Origin of the sequence: Niallia circulans (assembly GCF_007273535.1) — a bacterium.
Classification (GTDB): Bacteria; Bacillota; Bacilli; order Bacillales; family Cytobacillaceae; genus Niallia; species Niallia circulans_B.
The window spans coordinates 262,108-278,319 of the sequence record NZ_RIBP01000004.1; the positions used below are offsets into that span (position 1 = coordinate 262,108).

Genomic DNA, 16,212 nt, shown 5'->3' on the forward strand with positions numbered 1-16,212 from the left:
GAGTCGCGTTTTCGGCTCTTTTTTTTTTGGTTAACATTACCGCCTATTTAATCAGGCCAATGACCAATACTATTGTAAGAAGCAGTTTGCAGCTGTTTCCTTTTGAAAATGATCACACTGCCTTTAACTATATGGCAAATGGTTGTGCTTCGTCCATTCTAAAAATATGACTTTGCGGAGGGATTACCTGCTATGGGAAAACGAAATAAATCAAAACGCTTTGTGCAACAGGGTGTAGACTCAGTATCTAAGCATGATGAACGTATCCCTTATCATATGACATATGCAGAGGCCGAAAGCTATAAGATGGGCAACTCTAAGGACACTCACGGAGGAATATAAATGGGCAACCGATTATTTCAAGAAGCTAGACAAGCAGTAGAATTGGCAAAAATGTCTGATGGTCGTGATTCAGAAAGAATGATTGCCATCGCCAAAAATGCACTAAGCTCTGCCTATGCAAATACGACAAGTGCTGAACAAGAACAGCTGTCAGATATGCAAAAGGAGCTGGAGCAGCTAGAAACCCGTTAATAATAGTAAAAACCAGCCCTCACATTTGAGGGCTGATTCTTATGAAGGAAATTTTTGAAGTACAATTGGGTCACTTATTTTTCCATGTTCATCTTGGAAATAAAGGATAAGCGTACCATTCTTCGGCAAGCTTGCTTCTTTAATTGCCAGGTTTAGCTTAAAGCTCCCATTTTCACCGACAACTACAGGTTGTTTAGAAATAATTTCCTCATGACCATCCTCGACTGTGTAGCTAAGAGTTGAATTTACTTTACCTTCAACTGTATACTTACCTTTTTGCCCACTTACCTTTAGATCTGTAACCATATTTCTTTCTGGAACCGTTAAAGTTGCCTTTGCTGTAACAGTGCTGCTCTTTCTTCCTAATAATGTCGCCTTAATAGAATATTCTCCGCTTGGAACGAATTCACCATTACTTTTACGGTAATTCCATTTTTCCACCCATGTAAACGTGTCACCTGCTTTTAGCTTTAATTCCTGCAACGCCTGCAAGAATGACTTGTTTGCCGAATAGCGGTAAACCTCTTTTCCTCCTTTTGCTCTAATTGCTATTTCATATTTTTGAGAGGAAGAGAAAACAAGCTTCATGTCTTTGGCTGATGTATTAGCAACAGTCATTTTAATTTCAGCATAGTCTTTTTTTGGTACTGCAGATACATTAAACTGCAAGTCATTGCCTTGGGCAAAACTTTCACCACCGAAGGAAAATAAGGCTACTACAAGTACTGCTGCAAATATGGCTCGTAGCACTGTTGAGACGACCTCCTTTATTCTTTTCTGAAGAAGCCGAATATTTCTGTTGTTTGCACGATGTTAGTAAATGCTTGAGGGTCAACCTCTTTAATGGTTTTCTCCAAGTCATACAATTCATAGCGTGTAACAACAATCATCATCATATCCCTGTCTTCATTGGAAAAGGCTCCTTTTGCTGGAACCATTGTTATTCCTCTCACTAGCTTCTCATGGATTGCCAGTTTTAATTCATCGGATTTTTTTGTGACAATCATTGCAGTCAGCTTTTGATGCCTTGTATGTATTGCATCAATTACCCTTGTCGAAGCATACAGCGTCACTAGAGTATACAAGGCTTTTTCCCATCCGTAGAGATAGCCTGCAGTAATGATGATAATGCTATTTAATGTGAAAAAGTAAGTTCCGACAGGCTTATCCTGCATTCGCGAAAGAATCATTGCAACAATATCCATGCCTCCTGTTGAAGCACCAATCTTTAAAGTAATCCCAACACCAACAGCTGCAATAACACCACCAAAAACAGCATTAAGCAAGATATCATCTGAATAGGAATGAACCGGCAGAAGCTCAAGAAATAAAGACATGAACGCAACACTAAGGAAGCTATAGCATGTAAATGATTTCCCAACCTTAATCCAGCCTAAAATGGCGATAGGTACATTCAGTATAAACAGCAATATTCCTGTTGTAATTGGTGTAACACTTGCAATAAGCTGTGCCACACCAGCAAACCCGCTTGCATAAACATCAGCAGGTATTAAGAAAAAGTTCAAGGCAACAGCGTTCAAAAGCGCCCCTACAATTACAACGGCTAACTTCTTTGTTAAAGTCCAATACATACTAATCCCCCAGTACTATATTTGCTCCTAACCTTTTAGGATTCATTGTTTTTTTGCATAAGATTTTATAAACTAATGGTATGCACCATTAAAACAAAACATATGTATACATACCAGCAATCAATATTACCATAATTTCCACTGCGTGAAAGTCTTATATTGAAAAAAGACAGAAAGAAGTTGAAGAGATATGACATACAAAATTTTGGCGGACAGCGCTTGTGATCTGCCTCTCTCTTATTATGACGATAATGATGTGATTCTATTTCCATTGAAGGTAAATTTGGAAAACAAAGAGTATGAAGACTTAAAAACAATCAATCCAAGCTCCGTATATGAAGCGATTCGCAGAGGAGAAGTACCAAAAACCTCACAGGTATCGCCGTCTTTGTTTAAGGATGTTTTCACAGAAATGGCGCATAATGGGGAAACCGGTATTTACGTTGCTTTTTCCTCCCAGCTTTCAGGTACTTACCAAACGGCACAAATGATTTATGAGCAAGTACAGGAGGAGTACCCTGAATTTCAGCTGTCCATTATCGACAGTAAATGTGCATCATTAGGTGCTGGCCTAGCTGTTCAGGAATGTGTTAAGCAACGGCAACTTGGTGCGGATATAAAAGAAGCCGAAAAGCAAGCACGCTTCGTATGCGAGCATATGGAGCATCTGTTCACTGTCGAAGACTTAGAGTACCTGGCTAAGGGCGGCCGTGTTTCCAAGGCGTCTGCTTTTGTTGGAGGCTTACTCCAAATTAAGCCGCTTCTTCATGTTGAGGACGGCAAGCTTGTACCGTTGGAAAAAATCCGCGGCAAAAAGAAGCTTCTGCGCCGTATGCTCGATGTAATGGAGGAGCGCGGGGTTAGTCTTAATACACAGACAATCGCTATCAGCCATGCCGATGATTTAGCGACAGCAACTGAACTGAAAGAAGCCATTATGGAACGTTTCCATCCGATTGATGTGTATATTTCCTCGATAGGAGCAGCAGTTGGTTCCCATACTGGTGCAGGAACAATTGCCTTGTTCTTTCAAAACAGCAAGTAAGACAAATCAATCCAGCATGGATGTATCTGCATACTAGCTGCTCCTTTCAGTCATACTATTTAATGTTCAGAAAGATGAACAGTTTATGAATGGAGGAGTATAAAAACAATGTCAAATACTTCTGATGCTAATAAAAAACCAAAAGATAATAACGCACACTTGGAGCACAAGAATGAGCTTCGAGAAAAAAACCGCAAACAAGGTAAACATCAATACAGTAAAAAGACAGATCACCTATAAGAAAGAAAGGAGCAGCCATCCGGCTACTCCTTTTTATTTGTCTTCCGTCTTCAAATGTGTCCAGCCATTTTCTTGGTAGACTTTATTTTCCTTCATTAACCTGCCAAGGGCTCTCTTGAATGAGCCTTTACTCATACCGAATCTCTCTTGGATTTCATCTGGCATGCTTTTATCAGTATATGGCATTTGGCCTTTTCTTTGTTCTAAATAAGCAAGCACTGTTTTTGAATCCTCATCAAGCGCTTCTTCTTTGCGCGGCAGTAGCGAAACATTGATTGTTCCATCTTCCTTCACATCAATGATACGGCCATTAACCTTTTCACCAAGGCGTGGCTCGATTTTACGCTCTGATTCATGAATGAAGCCTTTAAAGCCTTCAGCAGTGTAAATCCAGCTGCCTACCTTTGCTGTTCGGTAAATATGCCCATGGATGTTCTTGTTATAGTCTTTGCGAGTAGCTTCAGTCGAAATGCTTTCAATGATAGGGTCTGTCGCAGGCTTAACATAAAGCAAATTATTGCGGTCTACCCTTAATGTGATATAAAGCAAATCTCCAACCTCTGGCCACACCTCTTCATGAACAGGTAAATCATCCTCGCCAAGAAGCATGTCCTTTTTCAAACCAATATCAAAAAAGCAGCCAAGCCCTTCTTTTATATCCGCTACCTTCACCCAATCATATTCTCCAACAGAGATAGATGGTATATTCGTGCTTGAGCATGCTCTTCCTTGGGAATCCGTATAAATAAACACACGAATCTCATCCCCAATTTCAAATTTCTGATCTGTCTCACTAAAATGAAGCAGAACGTCTTCTTCTTCTTCTTCAAGAGTCAGAAAATAGCCAAATGATGCTTCCCTTGCGACCGTCAGTATTTCTGTACGACCTATGTAATCTCTTAACGCCATGTTAATGTCCTCCTTGATTTTTTCATCTATCGTAAACTTGATTTACACACTAAAGTTGTTACAACTGATTTATTTTACTATAATACAGACATAAAAGGAAATGGGGAAAAGCCCAATCACTAACAGGAGGTAATTAAATATGTCTAAAGAAAGCTCATTTGACATTGTTTCAAAGGTAGATTTGGCAGAGGTGTCTAATGCTGTACAAATCGCAATGAAGGAAATCCAGACACGTTATGATTTTAAAGGCAGCAAAAGTAATATTACATTAGAAAAGGAAGAGCTTGTTCTTCTGTCAGACGATGAATATAAATTAGAGCAGCTTAAAGACGTTCTAATCAGCAAAATGTTCAAGCGTAATATTCCTATCAAAAACTTAGATTATGGCAAAATTGAAGGCGCATCTGGTGGGACTGTCCGCCAACGTGCAAAACTGGTACAAGGCATTGACAGAGATAATGCAAAAATTATCAATACGCTTATCAAAAACAGCGGCTTGAAAATTAAAAGCCAACAGCAGGATGACCAAATTCGCGTAACTGCAAAAAGCCGCGATGATCTGCAAAAAATTATCGCAGCGGTTAAAGAAGCAAAACTTACAATCGACGTACAGTTTGTGAATTATCGATAATATATGGCTGGCCAATTTATTGGCCAGTTTTTTTTTGTATCTCCTGAATTTTCCATGTTTATCCTTGTCCATAAGGGAAAAATAGACAACATATAATCGAAATGGAAAAGGAGTTGTTTACTATGAGTTCAAACAATCAACAGGAAAACCAAACGTTTCCCCCACAGCATCAAAACCAACAGCCAGGTATTGAAAGTGAAATGAATCCATTACCAACTAGTGTAAGTCCTAATTATAAAGGCTCTGGCAAGCTTAAAGGCAAGACTGCCATCATAACCGGCGGTGACAGTGGCATTGGCCGTTCCGTTGCAATCTATTATGCAAAAGAAGGAGCAAATGTTGCAATCGTGTACTTAAATGAACATGACGATGCGGAAAAAACGAAGGAATTAGTGGAAGCGGAAGGTGTTAAATGCATTACATTAGCAGGCGATGTCGGTGAAGAAGATTTTTGCCAAAAGGTTGTTGCCGAAACAATTAATGCCTTCGGTTCCTTGAATATTCTAGTGAATAATGCGGCAGAACAGCATCCTCAAGACAGCCTGCTTGATATAACTGCTACACAGTTGGAACGAACTTTCCGAACAAATATTTTCTCGATGTTCTTTTTAACAAAAGCAGCCCTGCCCCATCTAACTTCTGGTGACAGCATTATTAATACAACATCCATTACAGCGTATAAGGGGAATGAAACATTGCTCGATTATTCCTCAACAAAGGGTGCCATTACTTCCTTTACTCGCTCCTTATCCCAATCTTTAGCGACACAAGGAATTCGAGTTAACGGTGTTGCACCAGGTCCTATCTGGACACCGCTAATTCCATCGACCTTTGACAGTGAAAAGGTTTCCCAATTTGGTGCAGACACACCATTCGGACGTGCTGGTCAGCCAAGTGAACTAGCACCAGCATATGTGTATTTAGCAAGCGAGGATTCCACTTACGTCAGCGGTCAGGTTATCCATGTTAACGGAGGATATGTCGTTAACGGATAATACCACTTTTTGCAAAAGCCGTCTATCGAATGAACATTTGATAGACGGCTTTTTTTTATTGAAACTCTTCCTGTTTTTTTGTTTTGCTCATTTAGACAAATTAACTAACTTTTTTTTGAAATTTTATTTACTTTTACAAGTAACCGTGTTATTGTACTAATTGTAATTCCCATTTAACCGATAGGGATTAAAGAAATTATACATATATAATAGGGGGAAACTATTTTGGACATATTTTTAACGGTTGTTAATATTGTCGTTTTATTAGTTTTACTTGGTATTTTATACTATATGCAAAGAAAACACGTATCCTTCTCAAAACGTGTTTTTACAGGGCTTGGCCTTGGTGTTTTATTCGGAATCATTCTCCAATTAATTTACGAGCCAACATCAGATGTAGTTGTTCAGTCAAATGACTGGTTCAGCCTGATTGGGAGCGGATATGTGAAGCTTCTGCAAATGATTGTTATGCCGTTAGTGTTTATTTCTATTATTTCTGCTTTCACTCGCTTGAAAAAAGCAAGCAATATTGGAAAAATCAGCGGTCTAGTTATCGGAACATTATTAATAACTACTGCTATCTCAGCAGGAATCGGGATTGCTGCTGCAGTCGGATTTGATTTAAAAGCCATTGACATAACTTCTGGTGATGCAGAAGCGCTTCGCGGTCAGCAGCTTGAAGAAACATTAACAACAGTGGAAAGCACAACAATTCCACAGAAGGTGCTTGAGTTCCTGCCAGCAAATCCATTCTCAGACTTGACTGGAGCTCGCCCAACTTCCACTATCGCTGTCGTAATCTTTGCGGCATTTGTTGGAGTAGCCTTGCTTGGTATTAAACGCAAAAATCCAGAGCAAGCGGCATTCTTCGAAAAAATCGTTGATTCTGTTTACACGGTTATCATGCGTATCGTTACATTAGTATTGCGCTTGACTCCATATGGAATTCTTGCATTAATGGCCAAAACAATGGCAGGCAGCAATCTTGATGCCATTGTTAAATTAGGTAAATTTGTAATCGCTTCTTATGTGGCACTTATTGCTATGTTTATTGTTCATTTAATCATTCTTGCTGTTCTGAAATTAAGTCCAGCTAAATATGTGAAGAAGGTACTTCCTGTCCTATCATTCGCATTTACATCACGTACTAGTGCAGGAACATTGCCATTGAATATTGATGCACAAAAATCCAAATTAGGTGTTTCAGAAGCAATCGCAAACTTCTCTGCTTCATTCGGTGTATCAATCGGCCAAAATGGCTGTGCAGGTATCTATCCTGCTATGGTAGCTGTTATGATCGCACCAACTGTTGGTATTGATCCATTGTCACCAAGCTTTATTATTTCCTTGATTCTTGTTGTAATGCTTAGCTCATTTGGCGTTGCAGGTGTTGGTGGTGGAGCAACATTTGCTACATTGATTGTTCTGTCTACACTTAACATGCCTGTTGCACTCGCTGGATTATTAATTTCTGTTGAACCACTAATCGACATGGGGCGAACTGCCTTGAACGTCAGCGGTTCGATGGTATCTGGTGTTGTTGCAAGTAAAGCATTAGGTGAACTAGATAAAGACACTTACAATAAAGATATTAACTTAGATTCTCCTTCTAGCAGCACTGCTGTATAATGAAACATCAAACCAGGCATTCATTTAATGTCTGGTTTTTTTTGTCTTCTTTTCCTTATAGGTTTTCATCAAATTGGCTACACTGGTGACAAATAACTTGTAAGAAAAAAGGAGAGTAGGATAATGATTGATTTGGCCTCCATCTATCATCGGACAGGAGATAATTATTGCTATCTTTATCAAGATGATATTTTCCACATTCGGATCCGGACAAAAAAAGGAAACGTGCAGGCCATCACCTTAATATACGGCGACCAATATGCTTTTGCTGAACACAGATGGCAAACCTTCTATCTTGACATGCAAAGAATAGGCTCTGACAAGCTGCATGATTATTGGCAAGTATCCATTAAGGATAAACAAAAACGGTTGCGCTACGGCTTTATTATAAAACAGGGAGATGAGCAAATTACCTTTACAGAAAAAGGCTTCTTTCCATTTATTCCTGAGGACCCTGGCTATTATTTTTGTTTCCCTTATATTCATAAAACAGAATTGTTTAAACCGCCAAGCTGGGTGAAAGAAACAATTTGGTATCAAATATTTCCTGAACGCTTCCGTAATGGCGATCCTGACAGAAATCCGCAGGAAACTGCTGTTTGGGGACACGATGAACCAGCAATTTCCAACTATTTTGGCGGGGATTTGCAAGGTATTATTAACTCTTTAGATTATCTGCAAGATTTAGGAATTACAGGCATTTACTTAACACCAATCTTCTACGCTAATTCCAATCATAAATATAATACAATTGACTATTTGCAAATCGACCCCCACTTCGGAGATATCACCCTGTTAAAACAGCTTGTCCATGAATGTCATAACAGGGGTATGCGTGTGATGCTGGATGCTGTTTTCAACCATTGCGGTTATCTGTTTCCTCCGTTTTTGGATGTGTTAGAAAAAGGAGACAAATCTGCCTATAAGGACTGGTTTCATATTCATAAATTTCCTTTGAAAGAAGGATCGGCTTTTCATTATGAGACATTCGGCTTCTATGAGGAGATGCCAAAGTTAAATACCGCGAACGAAGCTGTTAAAGATTATTTATTAAATGTTGCTGAATACTGGATAAGAGAATGTGATATCGACGGCTGGCGGCTCGATGTTGCCAATGAGGTTGACCATGCCTTTTGGCGAGAGTTCCGCTCCCGTGTTAAAGCAATAAAACCAGATTGCTTTATATTAGGAGAGGTATGGCATGATTCGATGCCATGGCTGCGGGGAGAGCAATTCGATTCTGTTATGAACTATCCTTTACTTTCGAAGTCGCTGCAATTTTTTGCTTATGACATGATCGAAGCGAAGGGCTTCGTTGAAGATATGACTTCCATTATTCAAGCATATCCAGACAATGTGAATGAGGTCCTCTTTAATATTATCGGCAGCCACGATACACCAAGAGTCTTCCAGGAAACTGGATTTAGACTAGAAAAAGTTAAAATGCTATTTACCTTTTTATTTACTTTTCCTGGAACCCCCTGCATATATTATGGAGATGAAATCGGACTTGATGGCGGGAGCGATCCTGGCTGCAGAAAATGCATGGAATGGGACAGCGATAAACAAAATCAAGAATTAAAGGATTACATAAAAAAACTAATCGAAATACGGAAAACTACGTCTTTGCTTTCAGGCAGCTCTAGATTTTATTTTCTGAAAGAACTTGAAAATTGTATTGCTTATTGTCACAGAAAAGAAAATGAGATAATGATGACGGTCATAAATAATAACAATCATAGTGTGAGCTACCCCCTTCCTTTTCCATTGAAAGGGAAAAAGTTGACAATGCCTTTGACCTGTCAGGAATATGCTGCTGAATCTCATGATTTAACCGTAAATCTCGGAGCATACGAAAGTATCCTCCTCCATTTTTCTGTATAGCAGGATTGAAGGAATGCCCCTCCTTTCATCCTGCTTCTTTGTTATCTTGGAAAAAACATCTTGTTTAACACTTATAATAGTACTATCATTTACTATTATAATCTCACTAAGGAGGACTTTTGTGGAACAGACTAATGGATCTAAATCGATTGCCATCCCGCTGGCAATTTCAATAATAGCAATCTCCTTCTCTGCTATTTTCGTTAAGTGGTCAGATGCTCCAGCAACGATATTAAGCATGTACCGTATGTGGCTGGCAGGAATACTGATGCTTCCAATGGTGTACATAAACAGAAAGGAATTTAAGAAGCTTTCAAAAAAAGACTGGCTGTTTCTCCTGTTTTCCGGAGCCTTTCTAGCGCTTCATTTTGCTTTATGGTTCGGTTCCTTAAAGCTAACAACGGTTGCAAGCTCGACCATTATTTTGGCTCTTCAGCCGCTAGTGTCATTGTTAGGTGGATTTCTCCTTTATAGAGAGAGAACGACTTCAGCTGCCATTATGACGATGGGAATTGCCATCATTGGAGCAATGATGATTGGTTGGGGCGATATCGGATTAAGCAAAGCAAGCTTGCTGGGCGATCTTCTCTCCTTTCTAAGCGTAATAGCTGTTGTCGGCTATTTGCTGATTGGCCAGTCTATTGTGAAAAAGGTATCCCATTGGGTTTACACTTCCACTGTATTTTTATTCGCTGCCATGCTGCTGACGATTTTTAATGTAGCTTCTAGTGAAGCATTTACAGGCTACCCGCCAAAGGAATGGGGTATCTTCCTGCTGCTGGCAATCGTTCCGTCACTTAGTCATGTTATCAACAATTGGCTATTAAACTATGTAAATGCGACAACTATTTCGATGAGTATTTTAGGAGAACCTGTAGGGGCAACTATTCTTGCTGTGCTTCTCTTGAATGAAAGACTGACAGGTTCACAAATTGCCGGTGGACTCTTAGTACTAGCAGGTGTATTTTACTTCCTGCTTCAGCAACAAAAACCAAAGTCCGTTCAACAACAAAAAACTGTATAAAAAAACTGGAGTTTTTCTCCAGTTTTTTTTTGCGTTTATACAAGTTCAAACTCAAATGCTGCCTTTTCTGTTCCATTCACGATGACAGCAATACGGTGCACACCTGGATAATGTCTTCTTGTCGTCAAGTCTTTAAAGGAATGGCTTTTTGAGAATGATTTCTGCATCCTGCCCTTCCATTCCAGCTCAGAAAGGTGAAAAACCTTCCTGCTGCGGGTGCCGTTTGCCTTCACGTAATCTATGGCATATTCTACTCGCACTTTATGGGGTGTTTCTATACCAGATATTAACGTAAAGGAAAAAGCGATATTCTCACCCTTTGACAGCTTTACAGGCGTTACATTAAAGTCCGCCAAGCTTATGCTGTCACTGTTCTCATATCCAAAGATTTGCAATACACGAGGATCGCCCTTCTTCAGCAGTGTTCTGCAAGCATGCTTAACAATCCAATTCGTTTTTTGGCTGTCACCATACCATCTTTGTGCAATCGCCACTGCCAAATCGGGATTCATTCGCGAAATGTCATTTAGATTATTTGCAACGCTCTTTCGGACATATAGTGATTCATCTTCTTTTAACTTCTCCAATATAACCAAAACAGGAGAAGGATCTTTTTTAAGAGCAGGCACTGCCAACCCCCAGGGCAGCCTCGGACGGCAGCCTTCACTTGCGAGCCTGCGAACATGCTCATTTTCACTTTCAGCCCACACTTCCATTTGTGCAAGCATTCTCTCCTGGTCACTGATAAGAAAAGGCCTGACTGCAAACTCTGACGTAGAAAATTCTGTCAAGAAGGCAAGCGTTTCAACAGAAAGCTCCCAATCCTCCAGTCCGTATTGCTCCACAAAATCAGGAAATATTATTCCTCCAAGCCCTGTAAAGGAGGGAGCACATTTGCGCAAGATTGCAATTGCCTGCTTATAATCCTGAGGCAAAACAAAAGCGAGAGACAAGGTAATCTGGCGCATCCTTTCCTTTAGCGCTAACTCCTCCCACTCAGCCTCGAACAATTTCGTACGAAAAGCGCTCTTATCAAATGCAGGATAATGTATTGTAATAACATCCTCAAGACTAGTGATAAACTGCAAATTATAAATATTTTTTAATGGCTCCATTATAAACCTCTTACACTCTTTTTTCTTATCATATAAGATTAAGGTTCTTATATCAAATACAGCTCCTTTACAAGCACTCATTAATGCGGTGACACTGGCAAGCAGGTATCAACACAAACTAAGCGGGAGCATCTGCCCCCGCTTTACTTATTAATCGACAATATTAATATTATAGTCTTTAAACCAATAATGAATTTGCGCTAAATGGGCAAGAAGCTGTGGCCCTGTCATAAGCTGGCCGAACCAAGGCTCTTTAAAAGCAGCTCCTCCTGTATTGATGATTTCCTTTAGTTGGTTATAATCAAAGAATTCATATAAAGCTGAATCCTTCTCTGCCAGAATTCCTGTCAGCATATCTGTAACTGTTTTTGTATAAACAGGGTTATGTGTCTTTGGATATGGACTTTTCTTACGATACAGCACTTCATCTGGTAGAATTCCCTCAAGCGCTTTGCGGAGCAGTCCCTTTTCCCTGTTTTTATAATTCTTCATTTCCCAAGGTACGTTCCAAACATACTCTACTAACCTGTGGTCTGCAAACGGAACCCGGACTTCAAGGCTCGCCCCCATGCTCATCCGGTCTTTTCTTTCTAAAAGAGTTGTCATGAACCATATTTGATTCAAATAAAACAGCTCTCTCCTTTTTGCATCTTCAGCACTTTCACCTTCCAATTTCGGTGTTTCAGCAATTGTCTGGTTATACTTATCATACATATAATCCTCAAGCTGCAGCTTGCTGCTCCATTCCTTCTTTAAAAGACCTTGCCTTTCCTGAATAGAACGCATCCACGGAAATCCGCCTCTGGCAAGATCAGCTTCTCTCCTGAACCATGGGTATCCGCCGAAAATTTCATCAGCACATTCACCGGACAGACTTACAACAAAGTCTTTTTTGATTTCACGACAAAACCATAGCAAGGAAGAATCAACATCTGCCATTCCCGGAAGATCACGAACTGTCACAGCTTCATGAAGATATTGGGCGAGCGTTTCCTGTGTGATGATACAGTTATGATGTATCGTCCCAAAGGTATCTGTCATTTTCTTAATATAAACGCCATCTGAATTAGGCTGGAATTCATTTGCTTTAAAGAACTGATCATTGCCTTCATAATCAATCGAATACGTGTGCAGTGGGCCTTTGCCAGATTTTCCGTATTCTTTTGCAGCAATTGCCGTGATGGCACTTGAATCCACCCCTCCAGAAAGAAAGGTGCTTAACGGCACGTCTGAAACGAGCTGTCTTGTGACAGCATCCGTAAATAGGTAGCGTACCTTTTCAACCGTTTCATCAAACGTATCTTCATGCTGTTCACTTTTTACATTCCAATAACGCCAAATCTTTAAACCATCATGCGAAAATTTTAATGCATGCCCTGGTCGTAATTCCTTAATGCCCCTAAAGATTCCTGTTCCAGGTGTATGAGATGGCCCAAGTGCAAAAACTTCTGCCAACCCCTCCCTGTCTAATTCTGCCTTTACTTGAGGATGTGCAAGGATAGCCTTAATCTCTGAGGCAAATAAGAAGCTTGAGCCAACCTCTGCATAAAACAGTGGTTTAACACCAAGACGGTCTCTGGCTACAAACAGGGAGTTTCTTTTTTCATCCCAAACAGCAAAAGCATAAATTCCATTTAAGTATTGTAAGCAATCTTCTCCCCATTCCATATAAGAAGCCAATAAAACTTCTGTATCAGAATGGCCGTTAAATGAATATCCTTTTATTAGTAATTCTTTTCGTATGTCCTCTGTATTGTACAACTCACCGTTATAACAAATCGTATACTCTAATTCCTGTGCACGCTTTGTCATTGGCTGAATTCCGCAAAGAGGGTCTACAACAATCAACCGTTTATGACCAAAGCCTGCATGAAGTGCGCTCCATACATTCGTGTCATCTGGACCTCTTTTTTCCAGTGTTTCTGCCATAACAGACAATGTTTTTTCTTCTTTTCTCAGGTCTTTTCTGTAATCAACCCAACCTGTGATTCCACACATGACGATCATCCTTTCTCGTGGAATTGTGATTAGATAGCAATCAGTATGGAGTATTGTATGCATGATAAGAAAAATGGTTATTTGTCCTTATAAAACAAATCTCTAAAACATTCCTGCTGCATAATTCAGGTTTATGCTAATTGTTTTTGATCTAAAAAAGCTAAATCACAAAATAATAATGCATGGTGTTATAAATTAGAACTTAAATGTCTAAAAAGAAATTATGGGAAGTAATTGGGAGGTTCTAGGAAATGAACAATCAGCAGAGATTAAAGCTTATTGAGTACCAAACCCGCGCCTTTACACAAGGAACTGTCGAATACATCAGTGACCAGTGGATTTTTTTCGACGATGAAACAGAAGAAGCAACCATGCTAGATGAATATATTCATCAAGAAGTGGAATTATTCTGCTTTAACAAATGGAGAAAAGGGATCCTTTTGGATGAAGGCAGAATTAACAGCTCCGGCTCCACTTATGGGATGTGTAATGAAGATAAAATCAGGATTAGAAAGCATCTTGTATTTTCATTGGAACGGCTGTTGGACGAAATCAGTGATGATAGCTTTTATCAGTTTATCACCACCCTGAATTCCATGAATTTTTCAATTTATGACTGTATATACTGTTATAACCAATTAACCTTCTTAAGAGATGATAAAAGAAAAAATGGTGTCAATATGATGATTTTTGACAATCAGGAAGGCTTATGCAGTGTTAATCATCACTTTTATTATAATGAAAAAATCACGGACAGATTTGAATTTACGTTAAACACCGGTAAAAGAATGATTATTGAAAAGCTTTCCTCTTAAATAAAAAAGCCTTCAGCAAAAAATGCTGAAGGTTTTTTTACGAGCGGATGCTAAAACCACTAATCAATCAATTATAATTCTTCCCAGCCATAAACAAGCTCATTTACCGCTTTATCGGCAATTGTGTCTTCCAGTATACCTATCTTCTTACCGCCAATTGCTTCATAAAACTGGTATGCTTTATTACCTTCGAGTACTAATATAACCATACTCGTCATTCCAATTTCACGTAAATGATGCTTTACTGCTTCTGTCAGCTTCCGTCCAATACCCTGTCCCTGATATTTCTCAAGTATGTAGATAGCATATAGTTCTCCGTTATATCCCTCAAATTTACCTGTTCTTTCCTTCCCTCCACAAGCAAAGCCAACAATTTTGCCTGTTGCATTCTCTGCAACAAACACATTGCCATTCGGTATATTTACCTTCCACATTTGCTCCCTTTCCTCGTAAGATAATTGGTCCAAAAAGGAATCAGGGATAAGATTTTTATATGTTGTTCTCCACGCGTCTACGTGTACTCTTGATATCCCGCTCGCGTCTTCTATGATTGCCTTTCTTATTTTCATTTCGTCCTCCTTTATGCTGTAAGTCCCAATAGGAGAGTATGTTCAAAACTTACATAAGTAACATGCTACATTCATTCGCCCTTTTCCCTATTATTTCCTCTTTTTTTAAAAAGCCACTCATCCACCTTAATATAAATAAAAAAGTAAATTTAATAAGATTCAAATGTTACTAAGTTAACAAAACTGTTTATTATTTAAATATAAATCTCAATATATTTACAGTAATTAATCTTTATGTTATTTTTATAAAGATAATACATGTTTAATTTAATCATTTGTATTGAAAGAAGGGATTTTCATGCAACTAGGGATCGACAATTCCTCATTAGTTGTTTACGAAGCACTTGCCAGTGAGGTTCGCATCAAAATCATTCAACTCCTCAGCAAAAATAAACTGAATATAAAAGAAATTGCCGAAGAATTGGAAATCAGCAGTGCTATTGTGACAAAGCATATTAAAAAACTTGAAGATGCAGGCTTGATTAAGACAGAAAGAGTACCAGGAAAATCAGGATTACAAAAAATATCTATTTTAAAAGTTGATCATATTGAGATAAATTTTCCGAAAAAGATATTTCACTCATTTGCTGCATATGAAACTGCGGTACCAATTGGACATTATACCGATTATGATTTAAAGCCGACTTGTGGACTAGCAACAGAGAAGGAGTTTATCGGTCGAGTTGACGAGCCCCGCTATTTTATGGATCCAAAAAGAATGGATGCTGAAATTCTTTGGTTTACACAAGGCTTTGTACAATATAATATTGCCAACTTCCTGAAAAAGGATGAGAAATTACAGCAGTTTGAAATAAGCTTGGAAATTTGCTCAGAATTTCCATTTGCCAATGATGTATGGCCATCAGATATTACCTTTTCTTTAAACGGTATTGAGTTGGGAACATGGAGAAGCCCTGGAGATTTCGCTGATACAAGAGGTAAATTCACACCTGATTGGTGGCCGCATAACATCAATCAATACGGCCTGCTCAAAACGATACGAATAACTAATCATGGCACCTATATTGATGGTGATCCAATGTCTCAAATAACAGTAGACGATCTTGATACGAATACAGACAGATGGACACTGCGGATTGAGGTAAAAGAAGACGCTGAACATGTTGGCGGCGCCACTATTTTCGGAAAAAAATTCGGCAATCATGATCAAGATATTAATTTCAAGCTATATTATTTATAATAATGAAAGAAACCGCCTTTTTAGGCGGTTT

Annotated in this window: 17 protein-coding genes; 11 read left to right on the forward strand and 6 right to left on the reverse strand. The window is 39.0% G+C overall.

Going from position 1 to position 16,212, the window contains the following annotated elements:
* The first annotated feature begins 192 nt into the window (after positions 1 to 192).
* Positions 193 to 342 (forward strand): hypothetical protein, encoded by a 150-nt coding sequence (locus tag CEQ21_RS09185; protein ID WP_164849564.1) that lies wholly within the window; start codon positions 193 to 195, stop codon positions 340 to 342.
* Positions 343 to 534: a DUF3813 domain-containing protein gene (locus CEQ21_RS09190; protein ID WP_185764359.1), complete on the forward strand. Its 192-nt coding sequence runs from the start codon at positions 343 to 345 to the stop codon at positions 532 to 534. It abuts the gene before it with no gap.
* A 39-nt stretch (positions 535 to 573) separates the two neighbouring features.
* Here CEQ21_RS09190 and CEQ21_RS09195 read toward each other — a convergent pair whose 3' ends face one another.
* A complete protein-coding gene (locus CEQ21_RS09195) occupies positions 574 to 1,284 on the reverse strand; it encodes a BsuPI-related putative proteinase inhibitor (RefSeq protein WP_185764360.1) in 711 nt (236 codons plus the stop codon).
* Between the two features lie 17 nt (positions 1,285 to 1,301).
* The gene (locus CEQ21_RS09200; RefSeq protein WP_185764361.1) at positions 1,302 to 2,126 is read right to left on the reverse strand and encodes a YitT family protein; all 825 of its coding nucleotides are present in this window, start codon (positions 2,124 to 2,126) and stop codon (positions 1,302 to 1,304) included.
* 190 nt (positions 2,127 to 2,316) lie between these two features.
* On the opposite strand from CEQ21_RS09200, the gene CEQ21_RS09205 reads away from it, so the two are divergent.
* Together CEQ21_RS09205 and CEQ21_RS09210 are read left to right on the forward strand one after the other, a co-directional pair.
* Complete coding sequence (locus CEQ21_RS09205; protein ID WP_185764362.1) at positions 2,317 to 3,171, forward strand: DegV family protein; 855 nt, start codon at positions 2,317 to 2,319, stop codon at positions 3,169 to 3,171.
* 108 nt (positions 3,172 to 3,279) lie between these two features.
* Positions 3,280 to 3,411: a DUF3941 domain-containing protein gene (locus tag CEQ21_RS09210; protein WP_185764363.1), complete on the forward strand. Its 132-nt coding sequence runs from the start codon at positions 3,280 to 3,282 to the stop codon at positions 3,409 to 3,411.
* A 33-nt stretch (positions 3,412 to 3,444) separates the two neighbouring features.
* Here the strand turns inward: CEQ21_RS09210 and CEQ21_RS09215 are convergent, their stop codons facing one another.
* Entirely contained in the window at positions 3,445 to 4,320 is an 876-nt protein-coding gene (locus tag CEQ21_RS09215) for a CvfB family protein (RefSeq protein ID WP_185764364.1), read from the reverse strand.
* Positions 4,321 to 4,459: 139 nt separating this feature from the next.
* On the opposite strand from CEQ21_RS09215, the gene CEQ21_RS09220 reads away from it, so the two are divergent.
* From CEQ21_RS09220 to CEQ21_RS09240, 5 genes are all read left to right on the forward strand, one after another.
* Entirely contained in the window at positions 4,460 to 4,951 is a 492-nt protein-coding gene (locus tag CEQ21_RS09220) for a YajQ family cyclic di-GMP-binding protein (RefSeq protein ID WP_127736012.1), read from the forward strand.
* A gap of 122 nt (positions 4,952 to 5,073) precedes the next feature.
* The gene (locus CEQ21_RS09225) at positions 5,074 to 5,946 is read left to right on the forward strand and encodes an SDR family oxidoreductase (RefSeq protein WP_185764365.1); all 873 of its coding nucleotides are present in this window, start codon (positions 5,074 to 5,076) and stop codon (positions 5,944 to 5,946) included.
* Between the two features lie 225 nt (positions 5,947 to 6,171).
* A complete protein-coding gene (locus tag CEQ21_RS09230; protein WP_235907228.1) occupies positions 6,172 to 7,575 on the forward strand; it encodes an L-cystine transporter in 1,404 nt (467 codons plus the stop codon).
* A gap of 123 nt (positions 7,576 to 7,698) precedes the next feature.
* The gene (locus tag CEQ21_RS09235; protein ID WP_235907229.1) at positions 7,699 to 9,459 is read left to right on the forward strand and encodes a glycoside hydrolase family 13 protein; all 1,761 of its coding nucleotides are present in this window, start codon (positions 7,699 to 7,701) and stop codon (positions 9,457 to 9,459) included.
* A gap of 121 nt (positions 9,460 to 9,580) precedes the next feature.
* Positions 9,581 to 10,483: a DMT family transporter gene (locus tag CEQ21_RS09240; RefSeq protein WP_235907230.1), complete on the forward strand. Its 903-nt coding sequence runs from the start codon at positions 9,581 to 9,583 to the stop codon at positions 10,481 to 10,483.
* Positions 10,484 to 10,518: 35 nt separating this feature from the next.
* On the opposite strand, the gene CEQ21_RS09245 is transcribed toward CEQ21_RS09240, so the two are convergent.
* Both CEQ21_RS09245 and asnB read right to left on the reverse strand, forming a co-directional pair.
* A complete protein-coding gene (locus CEQ21_RS09245; protein ID WP_185764367.1) occupies positions 10,519 to 11,598 on the reverse strand; it encodes a DNA alkylation repair protein in 1,080 nt (359 codons plus the stop codon).
* Between the two features lie 150 nt (positions 11,599 to 11,748).
* Complete coding sequence (gene asnB, locus CEQ21_RS09250) at positions 11,749 to 13,596, reverse strand: asparagine synthase (glutamine-hydrolyzing) (RefSeq protein ID WP_185764368.1); 1,848 nt, start codon at positions 13,594 to 13,596, stop codon at positions 11,749 to 11,751.
* 251 nt (positions 13,597 to 13,847) lie between these two features.
* Here asnB and CEQ21_RS09255 point away from each other — a divergent pair, with 251 nt between their 5' ends.
* Positions 13,848 to 14,411: a DUF2777 domain-containing protein gene (locus CEQ21_RS09255; RefSeq protein WP_185764369.1), complete on the forward strand. Its 564-nt coding sequence runs from the start codon at positions 13,848 to 13,850 to the stop codon at positions 14,409 to 14,411.
* A gap of 71 nt (positions 14,412 to 14,482) precedes the next feature.
* On the opposite strand, the gene CEQ21_RS09260 is transcribed toward CEQ21_RS09255, so the two are convergent.
* Positions 14,483 to 14,980, reverse strand: coding sequence for a GNAT family N-acetyltransferase (locus tag CEQ21_RS09260; protein WP_185764370.1), 498 nt, complete (start codon positions 14,978 to 14,980; stop codon positions 14,483 to 14,485).
* 298 nt (positions 14,981 to 15,278) lie between these two features.
* Between CEQ21_RS09260 and CEQ21_RS09265 the strand changes: the two genes are divergently transcribed.
* Complete coding sequence (locus tag CEQ21_RS09265; RefSeq protein WP_185764371.1) at positions 15,279 to 16,181, forward strand: ArsR/SmtB family transcription factor; 903 nt, start codon at positions 15,279 to 15,281, stop codon at positions 16,179 to 16,181.
* The last annotated feature ends 31 nt before the right edge of the window (positions 16,182 to 16,212 follow it).